The following is a 20,791-nucleotide window of genomic DNA, read 5'->3' as shown; positions in this document are numbered from 1 at the left end:
GCCGCCGCCGATCTGGTGTTGGTGGTGGCAAGTGCGCCACTGGATCTTTCCGCCTATGACGGCAAGCGCCTCTATCAGGGCAGCATGGATCTCGCCTTGCAGGATCCCGCCGCCGTGCTGAGCGCAGCCGCGGGGGAGGCCAAGGTCTATCGCCATCAGGCCGCGCCGGCCGTTGCCGCCAAGCCTGCGAGTGTAACCAAGCGTATCGTGGCAGTGACCGCTTGCCCCACTGGCGTTGCTCACACCTTTATGTCGGCGGAAGCGCTCGAAACCATGGCCAAGCAGCTGGGTTATCAGATCCGTGTCGAGACCCAAGGCTCGGTCGGTGCCCAGAACGCCCTGACGGCAGAAGAGATCGCCGCCGCCGATCTGGTGTTCCTCGCCACCGATATCGAAGTGGACATGGCCCGCTTCGATGGCAAGCCGGTGTATCACACCAGCACCGGGGCGGCCCTCAAGAAGACCCGTAGCGAACTGGACAAGGCCTGGACCGAGGCGGCCGTCTATCGTCACAGCGGCGCTGCGGTTGCCAAAAAGGAAGAGAAGGCCGGCCCTTACAAGCACCTGCTGACCGGCGTTTCCTTCATGCTGCCCATGGTGGTGGCCGGTGGCCTCATCATCGCCATCTCCTTCATCTTCGGGATTGAGGCGTTCAAGGAGCAGGGGACACTGGCTGCCGCCCTGATGCAGATTGGCGGCGGCTCGGCCTTCGCCCTGATGATCCCGGTGCTGGCGGGTTACATCGCCTACTCCATCGCCGACCGCCCGGGCCTGGCCCCCGGCATGATAGGCGGTATGCTGGCAAGTTCGCTTGGCGCCGGTTTCCTCGGTGGCATCGTCGCCGGCTTCCTGGCCGGTTACAGCGCCAAGTTCCTGAGTGACAAGGTGCGCCTGCCGGTGACCCTGGAAGCGCTCAAGCCCATCCTCATCATTCCGCTGTTTGCCAGCCTGTTTACCGGTCTGGTGATGATCTACGTGGTGGGTGGCCCGGTGGCCGGCATCATGAGCGCCATGACCGAGTTCTTGAACAACATGGGCTCCGCCAACGCCGTGTTGCTGGGTGTCATCATCGGAGCCATGATGTGCTTCGACATGGGTGGCCCGGTCAACAAGGCAGCCTATGCGTTCGGGGTCGGCCTGCTCGCCTCCAAGACCTATGCTCCCATGGCCGCCGTGATGGCTGCCGGCATGGTGCCGGCGCTCGGGATGGGGATCGCCACCTTCCTCGCCAGCAAGAAGTTCATCAAGACGGAGCAGGAAGCAGGCAAGGCCTCCTTCGTGCTGGGCCTGTGCTTCATCTCCGAGGGGGCCATTCCGTTTGCCGCCAAGGATCCGATGCGCGTCATCCCGGCCTGCATGGTGGGCGGCGCCCTGACCGGTGCGCTCTCCATGTTGTTCGGCTGCGAACTGGTGGCGCCCCACGGCGGCCTGTTCGTGCTGTTCATTCCCAACGCCATCAGCCACGTGTTTATGTATGTGCTGGCCATCGCCGCAGGCTCCTTGGTCACCGGGGTGAGCTACGCCATGCTCAAGCGCAGCGAGGCACAGGCCAAGCTGGCGACCGCCTGACGGCTCAACCCGAGCTAATCAGCAATGCAAAAAGGGCGGCCATGAGGCCGCCCTTTTTATCTTTCGCTATGTAATTTGATGGCAGATAGTATCGTCTGGATATCAAAAGGCAGTCAGAAATCCCATCCAGGTTGCATTGGCTGATCCGGGTCGCCGCTCTCCTGCGCCTTGCGTCTGGCGGCCAGCACCCGGGCCTTGCGATTGCGGCACAGCCGCATCACCTCTTGCTGCTCCATGGGATTCATGGTCAGCCAGTTGAAACGCTCCTCCCGACTGCGCAGGCATCCCTTGCAGTAACCCTTGTCGTTCACTTCACAGACCCCGATGCAGGGGCTCTGTAGCGGGAAGATCTCGAGCTGTTCCATTCATGACCTCGCACACCTTGTCCCTCTGTTATAACCCAGATGACTGGCCTTTGGAAAAATCCCTGCGCTCATCCTTGCACTCTGGCAGCACTCTGGCAGAGAAGGGGGATTTTAGGCCATACAGGTCAAGCGGGAGCCGAGGGCCATAGGGTTGCCGTTGCTGCTCCGGCATGGCGCTGTCGACCCAAGAGGGCCTTCGTTGCGACATTCGATTCCTGTTGGGCCTCAACTAAGCTTCCTGATGCAGCCCCACCGCCCATCTGGAGTCAGAACGCTATGAAACGGTTTAACAAACAACATGGTCTCATCTTGATACTGCTCGCCGCCAGTGGCGCCCTCAGCGCCGCCGAAGTCCTCAACCGCAACATCACCGAGGCCGAGATCACGGCCGCCCAGGATGGCTGGGGCAAGGCCCTGGTGCAGATAAGCGATGACTACCGGACGGGAGGCATAGATAAAGCGAAAGCCACCGCTTCCGCCGTGCTCGACAGCGCCTATGGTTACGCCGACGGGCCCGTGCTGTTCAAGCCGACCCTGGCGAGCGGTGAGCAGACCTTTCGTCTGACCAAGGCGGGGGCGCTTGCCTATTTCGTCGGCCACGATCCGGCTTATCCGGCCGACACCGGCTTTGCCCTCAAGAACTGGAAGAGCTATCGCTACGAGAATGCCGCCGTCTACATCAACGGCAACATGGGGCTGACCATGGGCACGGTGCACCTGGTCGATCGCGACAACAAGGAGGTCGATGTCGACAAGACCTGGGGATTTCGCAAGGGGGACGATGGCAAGGTACGCATCGTACTGCACCACTCCTCCCTGCCCTATAGCCACTGAGCGCCACCAGGGCCGGGTGTCTGCCCACACCCGGCCACCCTCATCTTGCGATCGTCCGCCGCTCCCGCTTTCCGAATGCCGCAGCTTGTGATGAATAAACCGGATTTTTCAATTTAAGGGGCCAAGAGGGCCTTTGTTTTTGTATGATAGCGCCGCCTGCTGATGCGCTGCGGGAATGGCAGTGCGGCGGCTGTGGGCGAGCGGACGAACCCAAGCGGGTATCGGTTGCGGCCTTTGATTGAATTCATCACCATTTTCATGGTGTTAGCGTTATTCGGTAGATGAGGATATATGAAAAAACACGCGTACTGGCTGACCGCCGCTGTGGTTGGGTTGGCCGGTTGTGCGGGCAACCCTGAACCAGCCAAGGTGCCCCAGAAGAAATCCGAAGCCAGATGCTTTCTGAACTGCGAGGTGCCAGAGAATCTGGGCAAGCAGTATCTGGACGGTACCCTGCCAGATGATCTGGTGCGGGTTGAGCGGGTCAACAGCCGTCAGGCGTCGGATTTCAGCAAGTTCGGCCCCCAGAGCCGGCTGGTGCTGGAGCGTTCCGGCAAGATGACCCGCCGCTACGGTGAGCTCTATCGCCAGCTTTCGCGCTGGGTGGCCAACGGTGGCAATCCGGCCCAGATCAGCCAGTACGGCATCAGCCTGGCCCAACTTGGCGGCTCTGATCGCATGGGTAACGTGCTGTTCACCGGTTACTACTCACCGGTGCTGGAGGTGCGTCACCGGCCGGATGCCAAGTACAAGTACCCGATCTACGCCATGCCCAACTGCGCCGGTCGCTGCCCAAGCCGGGCCCAGATCCACCAGGGGGCGCTGGCCAACCGGGGGCTGGAGCTGGGCTACAGCAAGTCCCTCATCGACAACTTCCTGATGGATGTGCAGGGCTCTGGCTTCGTCCACTATGGCGATGAGGACAGGCTGCAGTACCTCGGCTATAGCGGCAAGAACGGTCACGGCTATGTGAGCATCGGCCGGGTGCTGATCGACAGGGGTGAAGTGCCCAAGGCGCAGATGTCCATGCGGGCTATCAAGGAGTGGGCCAACCGCCAGCCGGAGGCGGGCGTCATGGAGCTGGTGGAGCAGAATCCGTCCTATGTGTTCTTCGAGCGCCGTCCGACCAACGACGTGATCGGGGCCGCCGGCATTCCGCTGTTGCCGATGGCGGCGGTGGCCGCCGATCGCACCCTGCTGCCGATGGGCACCCCCATCCTCGCGGAAGTACCGCTGCTGGATAAGGAGGGCCACTGGACCGGCAAGCATCAGCTGCGTCTGCTGATCGCGCTGGACGTGGGCGGCGCGGTCAAGAAGGGGCATCTCGATCTCTACCATGGCATGGGAGAGAAGGCCGGGGTGGCCGCGGGCCATTACAAGCACTTTGGCCGGGTCTGGAAGCTGGGCCTGCATCAGGGACCGACCGCCGCGCCTTGGCTCTGAAATCATGGCGGGCCCGCGTCACCAGGACGCGGGCTATACGCCAGATAACAAAAAAGCCGCCGGAGCAATCCGGCGGCTTTTTTGTGGGTGGCGCTGGCCAGACATGGCAGGCCTTTGCTCACTCTTTTTTCAGACTCAGCCGAATGGCGCCCAGCGGTTTGCAGCAGCAGGGCAGACATTCTCCCTGAGAGACAAACGCCAGCGGCACATTGGGATAGTGCACCTTGCCCGCCAGCAGCGGGGTGCGGCAGGCGCCGCAATAGCCACTGCGACACTGGAACTCTAGCCTATGGCCGTGGCGCTCCAGGGTCTCCAGCACGCTCTCACCAGGATGGGCCTGCAGGGCGCCATCCTGGGTATGAACCAGCAAGGCTTGTGGCTCTTGCTCCGTTGCCTGCTGCGGGGCAGGGGATGGGATGCTGACGGCGTCACTCATGGCGCAATCTTATCCAACGCAGCGACGGTGGTGCCGTCGATCACATCGGCCCCGCATTGCTTGATCACAGCTCGAAGTCACCGAGATCGTCGGCATGCACTTCGCTGTCGATCTGGCCAACCAGATAGGAGCTCACTTCCACTTCCTGGGGGGCGACCTGCACGTTGTCAGAGGACAACCAGGTGTTGATCCAGGGGATGGGGTTTTGCTTGGCGCCGACGAAGGCTGGCTGCAGGCCGACCGCATGCATGCGCAGGTTGGTGATGTACTCCACGTACTGGCAGAGGATGTCCTTGTTCAGGCCGATCATGGAGCCATCCTGGAACAGGTACTCGGCCCACTCTTTCTCCTGAATGGCCGCTTCCTTGAAGATGTCGAAACAGGCTTGCTCGCACTCGGCGGCGATCTCTGCCATCTCGGGATCGTCCAGGCCATTGCGCATCAGGTTCAGCATATGCTGAGTACCGGTCAGGTGCAGCGCCTCGTCACGGGCGATCATCTTGATGATCTTGGCGTTGCCTTCCATCAGCTCGCGCTCGGCGAAGGCGAAGGAGCAGGCGAAGCTGACGTAGAAGCGGATCGCCTCCAGTGCATTGACGCTCATCAGGCACAGGTAGAGCTTTCTCTTCAAGCCACGCAGGCTGATGGTGAGTTCACGGCCTTGAACGCGATGAGTGCCTTCCCCGTGCAGATGGTAGAGCGCAGTCGCCTCGATCAGATCGTCGTAGTAGTGGCTGATGGAGCCGGCACGCTTCAAGATCTGCTCGTTGGTGATGATGTCGTCGAACACCTGCCCCGGGTTGTTGACGATGTTGCGGATGATGTGGGTGTAGGAGCGAGAGTGGATGGTCTCTGAGAAGGCCCAGGTCTCAATCCAGGTCTCCAGCTCCGGGATGGAGACCAGCGGCAGCAGCGCGACGTTCGGGCTGCGACCCTGAATGGAATCCAGCAGGGTCTGGTACTTCAGGTTGGAGATGAAGATGTGCTGCTCATGGGGCGGCAGCGCCTGGTAGTCGATGCGATCGTGGGAGACGTCCACCTCTTCCGGGCGCCAGAAGAAGGAGAGCTGCTTCTCGATCAGCCGCTCGAAGATGTCGTGCTTTTGTTGATCATAACGGGCCACGTTGACCGATTGGCCAAAAAACATCGGCTCTTTGAGCTGGTCGTTCTGGGTTTGGCAGAAAGTTGAATAGGCCATGGTGATTTGAATGTCTTGAATGAGAGGAAACAGGAGGGCGGGAGCTTCATGCTCCCGCCCAGTTATCAGATCTTACAGTGGCTTATATTTTACAAGCTCCGCCGGCACAATCATCTTGCAGGTCGGTCTGGGCATCGTCTGCACCATCACGGGTGTTGTGATAGTACAGGGTCTTGAGGCCGTATTTGTAGGCGGTCAGCAGATCCTTGAGCAGCTGCTTCATCGGTACCTTGTTGCCTTCGAAACGGGCGGGATCATAGTTGGTGTTGGCGGAGATCGCCTGATCCACGAATTTCTGCATGATACCGACCAGCTGCAGGTAACCATCGACGCTCGGTTGCTTCCACAGCAGTTCGTACTGATCTTTCAGGCGATGATACTCGGGCACCACCTGCTTGAGAATACCGTCTTTGGAGGCCTTGACCGATACCAGGCCGCGCGGCGGCTCGATGCCGTTGGTGGCGTTGGAGATCTGGCTGGAGGTCTCGCTTGGCATCAGGGCGGTCAAGGTAGAGTTGCGCAGACCCACGGTCTTGATCTCTTCGCGCAAGGACTCCCAATCCAGGTGCAGGGGTTCGTTGCACAGCACATCGAGATCCTTCTTATAGGTATCGATGGGCAGGATCCCTTGGGCGTAGGTGGTCTCGTTGAAGGCCGGGCAGGGGCCGAACTCGCGGGCCAGCTGCACCGAGGCCTTCAGCAGGTAGTACTGGATCGCCTCGAAGGTGCGGTGAGTCAGCGCGAGGCCAGAGCCGTCGGAGTAGCGAGCACCATTTTTTGCCAAGTAATAGGCATAGTTGATAACCCCAATCCCCAGAGTGCGGCGATTCATGCTGCCTTTTTGCGCAGCTTTCAGCGGATAATCCTGATAGTCGAGCAGCGCATCCAGGGCGCGCACGGCCAAGTCGGCCATCTCTTCCAGGTCTTCCAGCTTCTCGATGGCGCCGAGGTTGAAGGCCGACAGGGTGCACAGGGCAATCTCGCCCTCTTCGTCATCGACGTTGTTGAGCGGCTTGGTCGGCAGCGCAATCTCGAGGCAGAGGTTGGACTGGCGCACCGGCGCCACGGCTGGGTCAAACGGGCTGTGGGTGTTGCAGTGATCCACGTTCTGGATGTAGATGCGACCGGTACCGGCACGCTCCTGCATCATCAGGGAGAACAAGTCCACCGCCTTGATGGTCTTCTTGCGAATGGCCGGATCTTGCTCGTACTTGACGTAGAGCGTCTCGAATTTGTCTTGATCCGCGAAGAAGGCATCGTACAGGCCGGGGGCATCGGAGGGGGAGAACAGGGTGATGTCACCGCCCTTGATCAGGCGCTGGTACATCAGCTTGTTGATCTGCACCCCGTAGTCCATGTGACGGACTCGGTTTTCTTCCACGCCGCGGTTGTTTTTGAGTACCAGCAGGCTCTCTACCTCGGTGTGCCACAGCGGGTAGAACAGGGTGGCGGCACCGCCGCGCACGCCGCCCTGGGAGCAGCATTTGACCGCGGTCTGGAAGTACTTGTAGAACGGGATGCAACCGGTGTGGAAGGCTTCGCCGCCACGGATGGGGCTGCCAAGACCACGGATGCGACCGGCGTTGATGCCGATGCCGGCGCGTTGGGAGACGTAGCGCACGATGGCGCTGGCGGTGGCATTGATGGAGTCCAGGCTGTCATCACACTCGATCAGCACGCAGGAGCTGAACTGGCGAGTCGGGGTGCGCACACCGCTCATGATCGGGGTCGGCAGGGAGATCTTGAAGGTCGACACCGCATCGTAGAAACGCTTGATGTAGTCCAGACGGGTATCTTTCGGATACTTGGAGAACAGGCAGGCGGCCACCAGGATGTAGAGGAACTGCGGGCTCTCGTAGATCTCACCGGTGACACGGTTTTGTACCAGGTACTTGCCTTCCAGCTGCTTGACCGCGGCGTAGGAGAAGTCCATGTCACGCCAGTGATCCAGGTACTCGTTGAGTTCCTCGAATTCGGCCTGGGTGTAGTCGGTCAGCAGGTGCTTGTCGTACTTGCCCATGTCCACCAGACGGGCGACGTGGCTGTAGAGGTGGGGCGGCTCGAACTGGCCGTACGCCTTCTTGCGCAGGTGGAAGATGGCCAGACGGGCGGCCATGTACTGGTAGTCAGGGCTCTGTTCGGAAATCAGGTCGGCGGCAGCCTTGATGACGGTCTCGTGGATGTCGGCGGTACGGATACCGTCATAGAACTGGATGTGAGACTTGAGCTCCACCTGAGAGACAGACACGTTGTCGAGTTTCTCGGCAGCCCAGTCGAGCACGCGGTGAATTTTATCCAGATCGATGGGTTCTTTGTGTCCGTTACGCTTCGTCACAAACAAGTTCATTGGCTGATGACCCTTAGTTGATTCCCGAAAAACCATCGCGCCAGGTCCCCATCAGGCCGTTATAGGCGACAAGCGTGGGGACGTACAGCGCGATGAATCACAAGATATAGTGTTATTTTGATTTCGAACTACAAGATAGTGAGGTCACCCCGGTATTGCAACGTGTGGATAACCTGATTGCTGTGGATAAATTGTGAGTCTTATTGTCTCTGTTAGTGACTGCTCACAGTGAGTGGGTTTTCATGCGTCCGATCCGGTAAATGCAAGTCTGATGATCGAAGATGGAAAATTTAAATAACTTTTTTTGCTTGCGAAAGGAGGTGGTTTTTACTAGCAAATTGCAGCTGGCTATCCCTTGTGCAGCAAGGGTCAAAAGGTGTCCGATCCCGTCACCAGCCCCGTTGCCAAGGCGAAAAAAAGAGAGCCTGGCCCGGCTCTCTTTCCTCATGCCTGTCATGCCGTCCAGATCCATCGCGGAAGGAGTCGAACAGACCATTTTTGTGTGAAAAGCTGCCTGTGACATCCATCAAAGGCAGCATGAGGCCGCTTCGGGCTCAGCTCAGCTCGTAGCGCAGCCAGTGGTGCAGCGCCTGCACGGTATCGAATTGCAAGTCCGCGCCCCACTCGGCGGGATCCTCGTCATCGTGCAGATAGCCCCAGCCCGCTACCGCGGTGCGCATGCCAGCATTGCGACCCGCCTCGATGTCGCGCACATGATCCCCCACATAGAGGCAGTGCGCCGCGTCCACGCCGAGTTGCTCGCAGGCGTAATACATGGGGGCGGGATCGGGTTTGCGCACCGGCAGGGTGTCGGCACTGACCGTTACGCCGCAATTGGCAAGGGCCGGCAGGGCGGCCAGCAGTGGCTCGGTGAGAAAGCCCGGCTTGTTGGTGACTATGCCCCAAGGCAGCTCTTTTTCCTCTAACCATTCGATCAGCGCGAGCATACCGTCATAGGGGCGGGTACCGACGCACAGATTGGCCGCGTAGTAATCGAGCAGGGCGGTGCGAAGGCGAGTGGCGCCGAGCTCTTCGAGCAGCTCGTCCCCAAGGCCCGCCCTGAGTAGCCCCAGCGCCCCGTGGGAGGTGGTCTGGCGGATAACGTCGTCAGAGAGTGGCGCGAAACCTTCGCTTATCAGCACGTGGTTGACGGCGGCGCCGAGATCCGGCGCAGTGTCGAGCAGGGTGCCGTCGAGATCAAACAGCACGCAGCGCAGTGGCGCCTTGTCGGTGGTGCCCATCAGCCTTGCTCCGGGCGCTCGAACGCCACCATGTAGTTGACGTCGACGTTGGCGCCGAGCTTGAAGCGGTTGGAGAGCGGCGCATAGTGCACCCCGCTCATGTCGCGCACCAGCAGGCCGGCGGCCTCGCCCATACGGCACAGCTCGGCCGGGGTGATGAATTTCTTGTGGTCATGAGTGCCCTTGGGCACCATTTTCAGCAGATATTCGGCGCCGAGGATCATCATCAGATAGGCTTTCGGGTTGCGGTTGATGGTGGAGATGACCACCTTGCCGCCCGGGCGCACCAGGGTGGCGATGGCGCGCAGCACCGAGGCCGGATCCGGCACATGCTCGAGCATCTCCATGCAGGTGACCAGATCATACTGGCCGGGGGCCTCGTTGGCATGCTGCTCGGCGGTCATCTGTTGGTAGTGCAGCTCAACCCCTTGCTCCAGCGCATGGAGGCGGGCCACGCCGAGGGGCTCTTTGCCCATGTCGATACCGGTCACCTTGGCGCCGCGTCTGGCCATGCTCTCGGAGAGGATGCCGCCACCGCAGCCGATGTCGAGTACCCGCTTGCCAAACAGGCCGCCGCTCTGGTCGGTTATCCAGTCAAGGCGCACCGGGTTGATTTGATGCAGTGGCTTGAACTCGCCCTCCATGTCCCACCAGCGGGAGGCAATGGCTTCAAATTTGGCGATTTCTGTCAGATCGACATTGGCATCAGTATTCATTTTCGTGGATCCTGTGGCAGGGGCGCGACAGCTGCATGACATGCGCGCAATCTATTGTCCTGGCGGGCATTATAACGGACGCACTTATGCAAACCAGCCTGATTTGCGGCTTAAGGTATTTCACGTCCTGTGTTACTATGTCGCGCTGTTTAAGCCAAAGAACAACTAATTAGGGATTAAGGCTTTCTATGAGCGATCTGGCCAGAGAGATCACGCCGGTCAACATCGAAGAAGAGCTCAAGAGTTCCTATCTTGATTACGCCATGAGCGTGATCGTAGGACGAGCTCTGCCGGATGTGCGTGATGGCTTGAAACCGGTTCACCGCCGCGTTCTGTTTGCTATGAACGAGTTGGGGAACGACTGGAACAAGCCCTATAAAAAATCGGCCCGTGTGGTCGGTGACGTAATCGGTAAATATCACCCGCATGGCGACAGCGCCGTGTATGACACCATCGTCCGCTTGGCGCAGGATTTCTCCATGCGTTACATGCTGGTCGACGGTCAGGGCAACTTCGGTTCGGTCGACGGCGACAGCGCCGCCGCCATGCGTTACACCGAAGTGCGGATGGCGCGCATCTCCCATGAGTTGCTGGCCGATCTGGACAAAGAGACCGTGGATTGGGTGCCGAACTATGACGGCACCGAGATGATCCCGGCGGTCATGCCCACCAAAGTGCCCAACCTGCTGGTCAACGGTTCCTCCGGTATCGCGGTGGGCATGGCGACCAACATTCCGCCCCATAACCTCACCGAGATAGTCAATGGCTGTCTGGCGCTGATCGAAAATGGCGACCTCACCATCGATGAGCTGATGACCTACATCAGCGGCCCGGATTTCCCCACCGGCGCTATCATCAACGGTCGTTCCGGCATCGTGCAGGCATACCGTACCGGTCGTGGCTCCATCTATGTGCGCGCCAAGGCCGAAGTGGAAGTGGACGACAAGACGAGTCGCGAGACCATCATCGTTCACGAGCTGCCTTATCAGGTGAACAAGGCGCGGTTGATCGAGAAGATCGCCGAGCTGGTCAAAGAGAAAAAGGTTGAGGGCATCAGCGCCCTGCGCGATGAGTCTGATAAAGACGGCATGCGCATCGTTATCGAGATCAAGCGCGGCGAGTCCGGCGAGATTGTGCTGAACAATCTCTACAAGCACACCCAGATGCAGACCACGTTCGGCATCAACATGGTGGCGCTCGATAACAATCAGCCCAAGGTGATGAACCTTAAAGAGATCCTGGATGCCTTCCTGCTGCACCGCCGTGAGGTAGTGACCCGCCGGACCGTGTTCGAACTGCGCAAGGCGCGGGATCGGGCCCACATCCTGGAAGGTCTGGCGGTTGCGCTGGCCAACATCGATCCCATCATCGCGCTGATCCGTCACTCCGACACCCCGGCGGACGCCAAGGCCAAGCTTGTGGCGAACGGCTGGGAGCTCGGCAACGTGGCTGGCATGCTGGAAAAAGCAGGCGATGACGCGGCCCGTCCCGAGTGGCTGGAGCCGGAGTTCGGTATCCGTGAAGGCCAGTACTTCCTGACCGAACAGCAAGCCCAGGCCATCCTTGACCTGCGTCTGCACAAGCTGACCGGCCTCGAGCACGAGAAGATCCTGGAAGAGTACCAATCTCTGCTGGATCTGATCGCCGAGCTGCTGTTCATCCTGGCAAGCCCAGAGCGGCTGATGGAAGTGATCCGTGATGAGCTGCTGGCCGTGCGCGAGCAGTATGGCGACGCCCGCCGCACCGAGATCAACTTCTCCAGCATCGAGCTCAATACCAAGGATCTGATCACCCCGGAAGACGTGGTTGTTACCTTGTCTCACCAGGGCTATGTGAAGTATCAGCCGCTGACCGACTACGAGGCCCAGCGCCGCGGTGGTAAGGGCAAGTCGGCCACCCGGATCAAGGAAGAGGACTTTGTGGAGCGTCTGTTGGTGGCCAACACCCACGACACCATTCTGTGCTTCTCCACCCGTGGCAAGGTCTACTGGCTCGAGGTGTATCAGCTGCCGGAGGCGTCCCGTGGCGCCCGCGGTCGTCCGATCATCAACTTGTTGCCGCTGGAAGAGGGTGAGCGCATCACCGCCATCCTGCCGGTGAACGAGTACAGCGATGACAAGTACGTCTTCTTCGCCACCGCCGACGGCACCGTGAAGAAGACCAGCCTGTCTGCGTTCAGCCGTCCGCTCTCCTCCGGGATCCGGGCCATCAACCTCAAAGAGGGCGATGAGCTGATCGGGGTGGATATCACCGACGGCAGCAACGAGATCATGCTGTTCTCCGACGCGGGCAAGGTGGTTCGCTTCGCAGAAGGCAGCGGCCGCGCCGATGCAGCCGATGCCAGCGACGACGTCGAGAACGACGATGACGCCGGCAACGACGACGAAGGCAGCGACAGCAACGACGGTGCCGAAGGCAGCGAAACCAAGGGTGCCTTCAAGGGCGTGCGTCCCATGGGTCGTACCGCCGCCGGTGTGCGCGGTATCCGTCTGCCCAGTGGCAACAAGGTGGTTTCCCTCATCGTCCCCCGTGGCGAGGGTGCCATCCTCACCGCCACCGAGAACGGCTACGGCAAGCGTACCGCCCTTGACGAGTACCCGACCAAGAGCCGTGGTACCCAGGGCGTCATCTCCATCAAGGTGGATGACCGCAACGGCAAGGTGATCGATGCGATCCAGGTCGAAGATACCGACCAGATCATGCTGATCACCAATGGCGGCACCCTGGTCCGTACTCGCGTCGCCGAGGTCAGCATCATCGGCCGTAACACCGGCGGTGTGCGTCTGATCCGCACCGGGGAAGACGAGACCGTGGTCGGCCTGCAGCGCATCGCCGAGAGCGACGAAGAAGAGACCGACGTCGTGGCCATCGACGGTGAGCAGGCTGAAGGCGCAGACAACGCGCCAGATGCCGGTGCTGCCGACGCAGGCACCAGCGAAGAGGGAACGGCTGGCGACGAATAATCGCCCGTCTACTCCGATAAAAAGAGCGACCTCAGGGTCGCTCTTTTTTTACGCTATTTTTAGCGCCATCTTGGCGACATCACCTCCCTTATCCACGGAACCTCATTCCTAGGTAGTTAAAGTGCGATGTTTAATTGCCATTTCTTGGCTTTTTATGCTGTATTAATGACCTGTATTGCGGCTGTCCAGACAGGGTCGGCGCTGAGGGGCTCGACAGTGGGAGCGCCGTTTCATCAAGGGATCATCCTATCGTCACCCCCTTGTCACAGGGGCGAGGCAAGCTGCCCTCAGTGATGGACGGGCCGCACCGAGCGCGCCAGTCGTCACTTGCCGACAATCTGCCAACACCTAACCAAGGGAGCAGCATATGACCAGTTGGATAATGTGGGAGATCTGGTGGAGCCGGATGTGGGGGGAGGCCTCCTCCGGCAGACAGGGGAGCGATATTCACGACGAGGAGGTGGCCCATGAGCCATCGCGCCTGCCGGTGGAGCTGATTGCCCAGGGCAAGCCGGCGCGGCCTTATCCGCCGAGGCCAAGAGGCTGACGTCGCTGATTGCCCGAGGCGAACTCTTCACGCAACCGCGGGTGCTATTGCTAGCTGAACAGATGACGCGGGACCGGTTCTATAGAAGGTCCCGCAGCTCGATCTTGGTGCAGCCTCGGAGCAGGCGTCACCGCGCGTTGGAGGTGATACGGATCAGGTCGAGCCGAATCTGTCGCTTATGGTGCCCATTAGCGCTGCTTTGTAATAGGCGCCATGAAAGGCTGGGATGGCTAATGCGGATCCAGGCTCCGTTGAACACGGGGCCTGTTACGCATTTTCATCGCACATTCCTGCACATTCCTGGAACAGTCGCAACTACCGGCAAGCACGGTTGGAGTGGAGCAGGCTCCGTTGATCACCACGTCTGCTACACATTTATCGCTCATTCCTGACGCAGTCCTGTGCAACCCAGGAACAGCCGTAACTGCTCGTTGGGGCGAATAAAGCGAGTCTGGTTCAGTTGAATATGGCGCCTGACGCGCATCCGTCACACCTCTCTGGCTCCGTTCTAGAACAGACGTAGCTATTCGTTAGGGCGAATTGAAACTAGTCTGGCTCAGTTGAACACCGCGCCTGCCACGCATCCATCACGCCCTTCTGGCGTAGTTCTAGAACAACCGTAGCTGCTCGTTTGGGCGAATAAAGCGGGTCTGGTTGAGTTGAACGTGGCGCTTGCCGAGGGCGAGACGTTTGCTGATCAACCGAAAGCGCTGGGCGAGCAAGTCTGCAAACTGGCCTTCTCCCCGCATGCGGGTACCGAAGGCGGGACTGTTGAGGTTGCCGGCACGGCTGGCCCGCAGCTGGTTCAGGACAGCCTCCTTCTGGCCCGGATAATGCTCGTCCAGCCAGTCGCTGAAGACAGTCGTCAGCTCATGGGGCAGGCGCAGCAGTATGTAGTCGGCGTAGCCGGCGCCCGCCGCGGCCGCCGACTTGATGATCTGCTCGAGCTCAGGCTCGTTCAGGCGCGGGATCATGGGGGCGGCCAGCACCCCGACCGGCACCCCGGCCCCGGCCAGCTTCTCGATCACCTTCAAGCGCCCGGCCCCGGTGCTGGCCCTGGGCTCCAGCTGCCGCCTCAGGGTTTCGTTGAGGGTGGTGACCGATATCATCACCTGACAGAGTCCCTCATTGGCGAGCTCCCCCAACAAGTCGAGATCGCGCAATATCATGGCGCTCTTGGTGATGATCCCCACCGGGTGGCGGTGCGCCAGCATCACCTCCAGCAACGCGCGGGTGAGCCGGTAGTGATGCTCGATGGGTTGGTAGGGATCGGTGTTGGCGCCGAGCACTATGGTCTGGGGCTGGTAGCTCGGCTTGGCAAATTCCCGGCGCAGCAACTCGGCGGCATTGAGCTTGGCAAACAACTTGGTCTCGAAATCCAGGCCCGGCGAGAGCTCAAGGTAGGCGTGACTGGGCCTGGCGTAGCAATAGATGCAGCCGTGCTCGCAGCCCTGATAGGGGTTGATGGAGAGGCCAAAGGGCACATCCGGCGACAGATTGTGGCTGATGATGATCTTGGCTGCTATCTCGCGTACCTCGGTCTGGGGCGCCTGATGTTGAAACGCGGCTTCCCACTCCTGTGCTTGCCAGCCATCGTCGACGGCCTCTATCTGCGGGCCGCTGAATCGGTGCTCGACATTGTGACTGCTGCCTCGTCCTGCCATACCATCACACCAATACTGTTTATATATACAGTTATTGTGGCGAGGGTGGCGACAAACTGCAAGTCCGGTCGTCCGCCTTGGATAAAACTGCATCGCAAATGAATCTCCTGCTTGATCTGTTGCTACATTTCGTTTACATAGACGAAATGAGAACTGGATCACGGAAATCATCATGCAACCCACTACCGCTCGTTGGCTCTTTATCGGTGTCATTGGTCTGGTCATCTGGCGTCTGATCCCGCTCTCCACCGAGCAGGATCTGGCGGCGGCCAACCGGGCCTGGCGCGTGGGTCAGTTCGATGACGCGACTCACATCTGGCAGCCGCTGGCAGAGCAGGGCCAGCCCAGGGCGCAGGCGCTGATGGGCTGGAGTCATGAGGTGGGGCAGGGGAGCGAGCAGGATCTGGCCCGCGCCATCGCTTTATATCGCCAGTCCGCCGAGGCGGGGGATGCCTTTGGTCAATATCGGCTCGGGGAGCTCTACTTGCGTGGCGTCGGGGTGCCGCGGGATCTGCGCGTCGCATTTCACTGGATGGATCTGGCCGCTCACAACGGCGATGTGCCCGCCATGCTCAAGCTGGGCATTTTGCACCTGATGGGGGTCAATGGCCGGGTGGACATGGCCGCTGCCAAGCAGTGGCTCTATCAGGCGTCGCAGCAGGGCAACAAGCTGGCATTGAGGGTGTTGGAAGAGCTCGCGCTGGCGGAGGAGGGCAAGAGCCAGTTCGATTTCAACTGGCAACCTTTGCTGGCCGGCTGACGCCTAGGCGAGATCCCCTGTCATGGTGCGGGTCAGCGGAGCTAGGCTGTGCAGATCCAGCAGGGTAAAGAAGCCGCCCTCCTGCGGATACCAACCGCCGGTATCGATGTAGAACACGTTACCAAGGCGGGCAGGCGCACTCAGCGGGGTGTGACCCACCACCATGGCGACCAGGTCTTCCACCCCGCTCTCATCCAGGCTGTCGATGCGCCGGCGTGACCACAGGCAGACGTTCTTGATGGCCCGCAGCTGGCCGCCTGCCACCCCGGCACCGAGCTTATCCATCAGGGTCAGCCAGGAGGGGAAGGGACAATCGGCATGCAGCAGCCCGACGGGGCCGGTTGGGGTCTCTACCTCGATAGCGATGGGCAGTGCCCGGTAGCGGGCCGCAAACTCGGCTCGTTCGCTCAGGCTCAGGGATTGGAACCAGCTTCCGCCATTTTGTATCCAGTTGTGAGTGTCGCAGCTTTCAAAGCGGCAGACGTAATCGTCATGGTTGCCGCAGACCGGGTGGAACCAGGGTTGGCTCAGCCACGCGAGCGCCTGCCGGCATTCGGGCCCACGATCGGTCAGATCGCCGACGGAGAACAGGCGATCGCACTGGGGATCAAACTCCACCTGCCGCAGCGCCTGCTGCAACAGCGAGAAGTAGCCGTGGATATCTCCGACGGCCAGATCGCGTCCCCGAGTGTTAAGGGGAAAGTGTTGGGCGAGTGGCGACGGGTTCATCTATTCCTCCTTTCTGTGTTGGCGCTGCCTGTTACGGTGCCCACTGACCGAACTTGATAAAGCTATTGCTGCGGCATGTCTAATGTTGACTGCCCTCGTTCACTATCACCAGCTTGATATGAAAGGCGGACCTCCTGAATGACGAGGCGCCAGCACTGGGGTGATGCCCCTTGCTCACCCGTTATGACTTGCGGATCCTGCACGGTAACTTGTCTCGCTGGTCACGTCTGATACAATCCGCAACGGTTCCGGATAATTGATAGCAAAACACACGGCACAGAGTGTGTACCACGGCGTGTACCAACCGTATTGTGAACGGTGAAACATCAAAGTGAGTGGCTTGACGTTAAAGGACATTTTCATTTCACACGTGGCCTTTGGTAGGGGTCACCACTGTTAAGGAAGCAATTATGCCAATCATTACTCTGCCTGACGGCAGCCAACGTCAATTTGCCCACGCCGTTTCCGTCATGGACGTGGCCGCGGACATCGGTCCCGGTCTCGCCAAGGCGTGCATTGCCGGTCGGGTAAACGGTGAACTGGTGGATGCCTGCGAGCTGATCGAAGCCGACGCTTCGCTGGCCATCATCACCGCCAAAGACGAAGAAGGTCTGGACATCCTGCGCCACTCCTGTGCTCACCTGCTGGGTCATGCCATCAAGCAGCTCTGGCCGCAGACCAAGATGGCCATAGGTCCGGTCATCGACAACGGTTTCTATTACGACATCGATCTCGATCGCACCCTGACCGACGAGGATCTGGCTGCCCTGGAAGAGCGCATGCTGGCGCTGGCCGCCAAGGATTACGACGTCGTCAAGAAGAAGGTCTCCTGGCAGGAAGCACGCGACGTGTTCGAAGCCCGTGGCGAGACTTACAAGGTCGAGATCCTGGATCAGAACATTGCCCGTGATGACCAGCCTGGTCTGTACCATCACGAAGAGTACGTCGACATGTGTCGTGGCCCGCACGTGCCCAACATGCGTCACTGCCACCACTTCAAGTTGCAGAAGATGTCCGGCGCCTACTGGCGTGGCGACTCCAACAACAAGATGCTGCAGCGCATCTACGGTACCGCCTGGGCCGACAAGAAACAGCTCAAGGCGTACCTGCAGCGTCTGGAAGAAGCCGCCAAGCGCGATCACCGCAAGATTGGCAAGCAACTCGACCTGTACCACATGCAGGAAGAAGCGCCCGGCATGGTGTTCTGGCACAACGATGGCTGGACCATCTTCCGTGAGCTGGAAACCTTCATCCGCGGCAAGCTCAAAGAGTACGACTATCAGGAAGTGAAGGGTCCCTTCATGATGGATCGCGTGCTGTGGGAGCGTTCAGGCCACTGGGAGAAATACGCCCAGGCCATGTTCACCACCCAGTCCGAGAACCGCGAGTACGCCATCAAGCCGATGAACTGTCCGGGTCACGTACAGATCTTCAACCAGGGTTTGAAGTCCTATCGCGATCTGCCGCTGCGCATGGCCGAATTCGGCTCTTGCCACCGCAACGAGCCGTCAGGCTCCCTGCACGGCCTGATGCGGGTGCGCGGCTTCACCCAGGATGATGCGCACATCTTCTGTACCGAAGCGCAGATCATGGAAGAGGTCTCGGCCTGTATCCGTATGGTCTATGACGTCTATGGCACCTTTGGTTTCGAGAACATCGTGGTCAAGCTGTCCACTCGTCCCGAGCAGCGTATCGGTTCCGATGAAGCCTGGGATCGCGCCGAGGCCGCTCTGGCCGAAGCCCTGGTGTTGAACGGTCTGAAGTACGATCTGCAGCCGGGTGAGGGCGCCTTCTACGGACCCAAAATAGAATTCACCCTGCACGATTGTCTTGATCGTGCGTGGCAGTGTGGTACCGTGCAGCTCGATTTTGCCTTGCCGGGTCGTTTGGGTGCCACCTATGTCGGGGAAGATAACGAGCGTCATGTACCCGTTATGATCCACCGCGCCATCCTGGGCTCTCTCGAACGCTTCATCGGTATTCTGACCGAGGAGTACGCGGGACTGTTCCCGACCTGGTTGGCACCGACTCAGGCCGTGGTCATGAATATCACGGACAATCAGGCCGAATATGCGGTGAAAGTTGCCAAAGCATTGAATGATGCGGGCCTTCGCGCAAAAGCGGACTTGAGAAATGAGAAGATTGGCTTTAAAATCCGCGAGCATACTTTGAAACGAGTTCCTTTCATGTTGGTCTGCGGCGATAAAGAAGTTGAAGCCGGCAAGATTGCAGTACGGACTCGTAAAGGGGCTGACCTGGGCACTTATCCTGTTGAAGAGTTAATCGCTCTGTTGACCCAGGAAGTTCAGACCCGCGGACAAAAGAAAGTGGAGGAATAAGCTATAAAAGGCGGAAAAAAACTGGGCAAGCAACCGCAAGCCCGCGCTCACCGGATCAATGAAGAGATCCGTCTGAAAGAAGTTCGTCTGACCGGTTTGGATGGTGAAGCCATTGGCATCGTCTCCATCCAAGATGCTCTGAACTTGGCCCTTGAGGCTGGAGTGGATCTGGTCGAGATCAGTCCTAACGCTGAGCCGCCCGTTTGCCGGATCATGGATTACGGCAAATTCCTCTACGAAAAGAGCAAGACCACCAAAGAACAGAAGAAAAAGCAGAAAGTCGTCCAGGTCAAGGAAATCAAATTCCGTCCTGGCACTGACGAAGGCGACTATCAGGTAAAACTACGCAACCTGGTTCGCTTTCTGGAAGACGGGGACAAGGCTAAGGTCACCCTGCGCTTCCGTGGTCGTGAAATGGCCCACCAGGATCTTGGTATCAAGGTTCTGGAGCGAGTCAAAAACGATCTGGAAGAGTTGGCCGTAGTAGAATCGTTCCCGAAAGTCGAAGGCCGTCAAGCAGTGATGGTTCTCGCACCTAAGAAGAAATCTTAAGGCCCACAAGAAATTGACTCATGGGCATGTCCCATGAGTCGGTTCGCCTTGCGATTTTGTTGTCACTCACAATGCGGAGTATGAAATGCCGAAGATGAAAACCAACCGGGGCGCCGCAAAGCGCTTCAAGAAGACTGGCTCAGGTCGCTTCAAGTGCAAGCACAACCACCTGCGTCACATCCTGACCAAGAAGAGCAGTAAGCGTAAGCGTAAGCTGGGGCCGAAGTTCATGGTTTCTGCTGCCGACCACAAACGTGTTGTCGCTTGTCTGCCGTACGCATAAGGGGGATGTGAAAAATGCCAAGAGTTAAACGTGGTGTGACCGCTCGCGCTCGTCACAAGAAAGTAATGAAAGCCGCCAAGGGTTACTACGGCGCCCGTTCCCGTGTCTACCGCGTAGCGGTACAAGCGGTAACTAAAGCCGGTCAGTATGCCTACCGTGACCGTCGTCAGAAGAAACGTCAGTTCCGTCAACTGTGGATCGCGCGTATCAACGCTGCTGCCCGTCAGAACGGTCTGTCCTACAGCCGTCTGATCAACGGTCTGAAGAAGGCTTCTATCGAGATCGATCGCAAGATCCTGTCCGATATCGCCGTTCACGACAAGTTGGCTTTCACCGCCCTGGTTGAAAAGGCTAAAGCAGCGCTGGTTTAATCCGGTTCTGTTATGAAAGATAAAAGGAGGCTCAGGCCTCCTTTTTTGTTTTTGTTCTCTCGCGCCTTTACCAAGCGCCCATGGATGACATTTATTGTCGCGCTCGGTGAGCAAAGACAGGCCACTCCTTCTCCCGTTGTTGTGTAACGATTAGCCAGTTCACTTAGCGCCGCCATCGTCATGGCGTCATCTCCCTCCTACCGTCCAGGACGACAGCCTCCTCCTCGTTCCCTGCCAGCACTGGGCTCAGACTCACTGACCCTGTCATTTCCTCGACCTCGGTTATTTCCTCACTGACTTGGCATCGTCAGCTACCCTTTACGCTGTACATATAGCAACCCATTGTATTTATTGTGTAAAAGCTTGATTAAGAGGCGATATCAAGAGAGTCTCTATGAGTTATGTTTTTGTGATGAAAATAGAAAGTCCGTTTA

18 protein-coding genes are annotated in these 20,791 nt (G+C 59.1%); 10 read left to right on the top strand and 8 right to left on the bottom strand.

The window, feature by feature from the left end; all coding sequences use genetic code 11:
- Positions 1 to 1,569: PTS fructose transporter subunit IIBC (gene fruA / locus BN1137_RS02700; RefSeq protein ID WP_083443338.1), on the top strand; the 1,569-nt coding region annotated here is incomplete at its 5' end.
- A 113-nt stretch (positions 1,570 to 1,682) separates the two neighbouring features.
- Here fruA and BN1137_RS02695 read toward each other — a convergent pair.
- Complete coding sequence (locus BN1137_RS02695; protein WP_050717117.1) at positions 1,683 to 1,934, bottom strand: DUF1289 domain-containing protein; 252 nt, start codon at positions 1,932 to 1,934, stop codon at positions 1,683 to 1,685.
- A gap of 276 nt (positions 1,935 to 2,210) precedes the next feature.
- Between BN1137_RS02695 and BN1137_RS02690 the strand changes: the two genes are divergently transcribed.
- Both BN1137_RS02690 and mltA read left to right on the top strand, forming a co-directional pair.
- Positions 2,211 to 2,768, top strand: a complete 558-nt coding sequence (locus BN1137_RS02690; protein WP_050717116.1) for a hypothetical protein — start codon at positions 2,211 to 2,213, stop codon at positions 2,766 to 2,768.
- 291 nt (positions 2,769 to 3,059) lie between these two features.
- Positions 3,060 to 4,211, top strand: a complete 1,152-nt coding sequence (gene mltA, locus BN1137_RS02685) for a murein transglycosylase A (RefSeq protein ID WP_050717115.1) — start codon at positions 3,060 to 3,062, stop codon at positions 4,209 to 4,211.
- Between the two features lie 118 nt (positions 4,212 to 4,329).
- Here the strand turns inward: mltA and yfaE are convergent, their stop codons facing one another.
- From yfaE to ubiG, 5 genes are all read right to left on the bottom strand, one after another.
- Positions 4,330 to 4,647 carry a class I ribonucleotide reductase maintenance protein YfaE gene (gene yfaE / locus BN1137_RS02680; RefSeq protein WP_050717114.1) on the bottom strand — a complete coding sequence of 106 codons (318 nt, stop codon included), beginning with the start codon at positions 4,645 to 4,647 and terminating at the stop codon, positions 4,330 to 4,332.
- Positions 4,648 to 4,711: 64 nt separating this feature from the next.
- On the bottom strand, positions 4,712 to 5,845 hold the full coding sequence (nrdB, locus tag BN1137_RS02675) for a class Ia ribonucleoside-diphosphate reductase subunit beta (protein ID WP_050717113.1): 1,134 nt from the start codon (positions 5,843 to 5,845) through the stop codon (positions 4,712 to 4,714).
- 82 nt (positions 5,846 to 5,927) lie between these two features.
- The gene (nrdA, locus tag BN1137_RS02670; RefSeq protein WP_050717112.1) at positions 5,928 to 8,192 is read right to left on the bottom strand and encodes a class 1a ribonucleoside-diphosphate reductase subunit alpha; all 2,265 of its coding nucleotides are present in this window, start codon (positions 8,190 to 8,192) and stop codon (positions 5,928 to 5,930) included.
- A 554-nt stretch (positions 8,193 to 8,746) separates the two neighbouring features.
- Positions 8,747 to 9,433: an HAD family hydrolase gene (locus BN1137_RS02660; RefSeq protein WP_050717110.1), complete on the bottom strand. Its 687-nt coding sequence runs from the start codon at positions 9,431 to 9,433 to the stop codon at positions 8,747 to 8,749.
- Positions 9,433 to 10,149, bottom strand: coding sequence for a bifunctional 2-polyprenyl-6-hydroxyphenol methylase/3-demethylubiquinol 3-O-methyltransferase UbiG (gene ubiG, locus BN1137_RS02655; RefSeq protein ID WP_050717109.1), 717 nt, complete (start codon positions 10,147 to 10,149; stop codon positions 9,433 to 9,435). The genes BN1137_RS02660 and ubiG overlap by 1 nt, the downstream gene beginning before the upstream one ends.
- Before the next feature lie 188 nt (positions 10,150 to 10,337).
- On the opposite strand from ubiG, the gene gyrA reads away from it, so the two are divergent.
- A complete protein-coding gene (gene gyrA, locus BN1137_RS02650; RefSeq protein ID WP_050717108.1) occupies positions 10,338 to 13,112 on the top strand; it encodes a DNA topoisomerase (ATP-hydrolyzing) subunit A in 2,775 nt (924 codons plus the stop codon).
- Positions 13,113 to 13,479: 367 nt separating this feature from the next.
- Positions 13,480 to 13,659 (top strand): hypothetical protein, encoded by a 180-nt coding sequence (locus tag BN1137_RS02645; protein ID WP_050717107.1) that lies wholly within the window; start codon positions 13,480 to 13,482, stop codon positions 13,657 to 13,659.
- A 608-nt stretch (positions 13,660 to 14,267) separates the two neighbouring features.
- Here BN1137_RS02645 and BN1137_RS02640 read toward each other — a convergent pair.
- Entirely contained in the window at positions 14,268 to 15,323 is a 1,056-nt protein-coding gene (locus BN1137_RS02640) for a PA0069 family radical SAM protein (protein ID WP_050717106.1), read from the bottom strand.
- Positions 15,324 to 15,495: 172 nt separating this feature from the next.
- Between BN1137_RS02640 and BN1137_RS02635 the strand changes: the two genes are divergently transcribed.
- Positions 15,496 to 16,083 (top strand): tetratricopeptide repeat protein, encoded by a 588-nt coding sequence (locus BN1137_RS02635; RefSeq protein ID WP_050717105.1) that lies wholly within the window; start codon positions 15,496 to 15,498, stop codon positions 16,081 to 16,083.
- A 3-nt stretch (positions 16,084 to 16,086) separates the two neighbouring features.
- On the opposite strand, the gene BN1137_RS02630 is transcribed toward BN1137_RS02635, so the two are convergent.
- Complete coding sequence (locus tag BN1137_RS02630; protein WP_050717104.1) at positions 16,087 to 16,812, bottom strand: metallophosphoesterase; 726 nt, start codon at positions 16,810 to 16,812, stop codon at positions 16,087 to 16,089.
- A 410-nt stretch (positions 16,813 to 17,222) separates the two neighbouring features.
- On the opposite strand from BN1137_RS02630, the gene thrS reads away from it, so the two are divergent.
- The 4 genes from thrS (at position 17,223) to rplT (ending at position 20,357) form a co-directional block, all read left to right on the top strand.
- Positions 17,223 to 19,151: a threonine--tRNA ligase gene (thrS, locus tag BN1137_RS02625; protein ID WP_042638198.1), complete on the top strand. Its 1,929-nt coding sequence runs from the start codon at positions 17,223 to 17,225 to the stop codon at positions 19,149 to 19,151.
- 3 nt (positions 19,152 to 19,154) lie between these two features.
- Positions 19,155 to 19,703: a translation initiation factor IF-3 gene (gene infC, locus BN1137_RS02620; protein ID WP_042638200.1), complete on the top strand. Its 549-nt coding sequence runs from the start codon at positions 19,155 to 19,157 to the stop codon at positions 19,701 to 19,703.
- Between the two features lie 85 nt (positions 19,704 to 19,788).
- Positions 19,789 to 19,986 (top strand): 50S ribosomal protein L35, encoded by a 198-nt coding sequence (gene rpmI, locus BN1137_RS02615; RefSeq protein ID WP_005315535.1) that lies wholly within the window; start codon positions 19,789 to 19,791, stop codon positions 19,984 to 19,986.
- Between the two features lie 14 nt (positions 19,987 to 20,000).
- On the top strand, positions 20,001 to 20,357 hold the full coding sequence (gene rplT / locus BN1137_RS02610; protein WP_005300683.1) for a 50S ribosomal protein L20: 357 nt from the start codon (positions 20,001 to 20,003) through the stop codon (positions 20,355 to 20,357).
- Positions 20,358 to 20,791: the final 434 nt, after the last annotated feature.

The organism is Aeromonas tecta, from assembly GCF_000820185.1.
GTDB classification, from domain to species: domain Bacteria; phylum Pseudomonadota; class Gammaproteobacteria; order Enterobacterales; family Aeromonadaceae; genus Aeromonas; species Aeromonas tecta.
Note: the sequence above shows the minus strand (reverse complement) of the source record. Positions and strands in the feature narration are given on the sequence as shown.

Coding starts and splice junctions, on each gene's coding strand:
- BN1137_RS02695 (WP_050717117.1), bottom strand. CDS start 1,934: ATGGAACAGCTCGAGATCTTCCCGCTACAGAGCCCCTGCATCGGGGTC.
- BN1137_RS02690 (WP_050717116.1), top strand. CDS start 2,211: ATGAAACGGTTTAACAAACAACATGGTCTCATCTTGATACTGCTCGCC.
- mltA (WP_050717115.1), top strand. CDS start 3,060: ATGAAAAAACACGCGTACTGGCTGACCGCCGCTGTGGTTGGGTTGGCC.
- yfaE (WP_050717114.1), bottom strand. CDS start 4,647: ATGAGTGACGCCGTCAGCATCCCATCCCCTGCCCCGCAGCAGGCAACG.
- nrdB (WP_050717113.1), bottom strand. CDS start 5,845: ATGGCCTATTCAACTTTCTGCCAAACCCAGAACGACCAGCTCAAAGAG.
- nrdA (WP_050717112.1), bottom strand. CDS start 8,192: ATGAACTTGTTTGTGACGAAGCGTAACGGACACAAAGAACCCATCGAT.
- BN1137_RS02660 (WP_050717110.1), bottom strand. CDS start 9,433: ATGGGCACCACCGACAAGGCGCCACTGCGCTGCGTGCTGTTTGATCTC.
- ubiG (WP_050717109.1), bottom strand. CDS start 10,149: ATGAATACTGATGCCAATGTCGATCTGACAGAAATCGCCAAATTTGAA.
- gyrA (WP_050717108.1), top strand. CDS start 10,338: ATGAGCGATCTGGCCAGAGAGATCACGCCGGTCAACATCGAAGAAGAG.
- BN1137_RS02645 (WP_050717107.1), top strand. CDS start 13,480: ATGACCAGTTGGATAATGTGGGAGATCTGGTGGAGCCGGATGTGGGGG.
- BN1137_RS02640 (WP_050717106.1), bottom strand. CDS start 15,323: ATGGCAGGACGAGGCAGCAGTCACAATGTCGAGCACCGATTCAGCGGC.
- BN1137_RS02635 (WP_050717105.1), top strand. CDS start 15,496: ATGCAACCCACTACCGCTCGTTGGCTCTTTATCGGTGTCATTGGTCTG.
- BN1137_RS02630 (WP_050717104.1), bottom strand. CDS start 16,812: ATGAACCCGTCGCCACTCGCCCAACACTTTCCCCTTAACACTCGGGGA.
- thrS (WP_042638198.1), top strand. CDS start 17,223: ATGCCAATCATTACTCTGCCTGACGGCAGCCAACGTCAATTTGCCCAC.
- rpmI (WP_005315535.1), top strand. CDS start 19,789: ATGCCGAAGATGAAAACCAACCGGGGCGCCGCAAAGCGCTTCAAGAAG.
- rplT (WP_005300683.1), top strand. CDS start 20,001: ATGCCAAGAGTTAAACGTGGTGTGACCGCTCGCGCTCGTCACAAGAAA.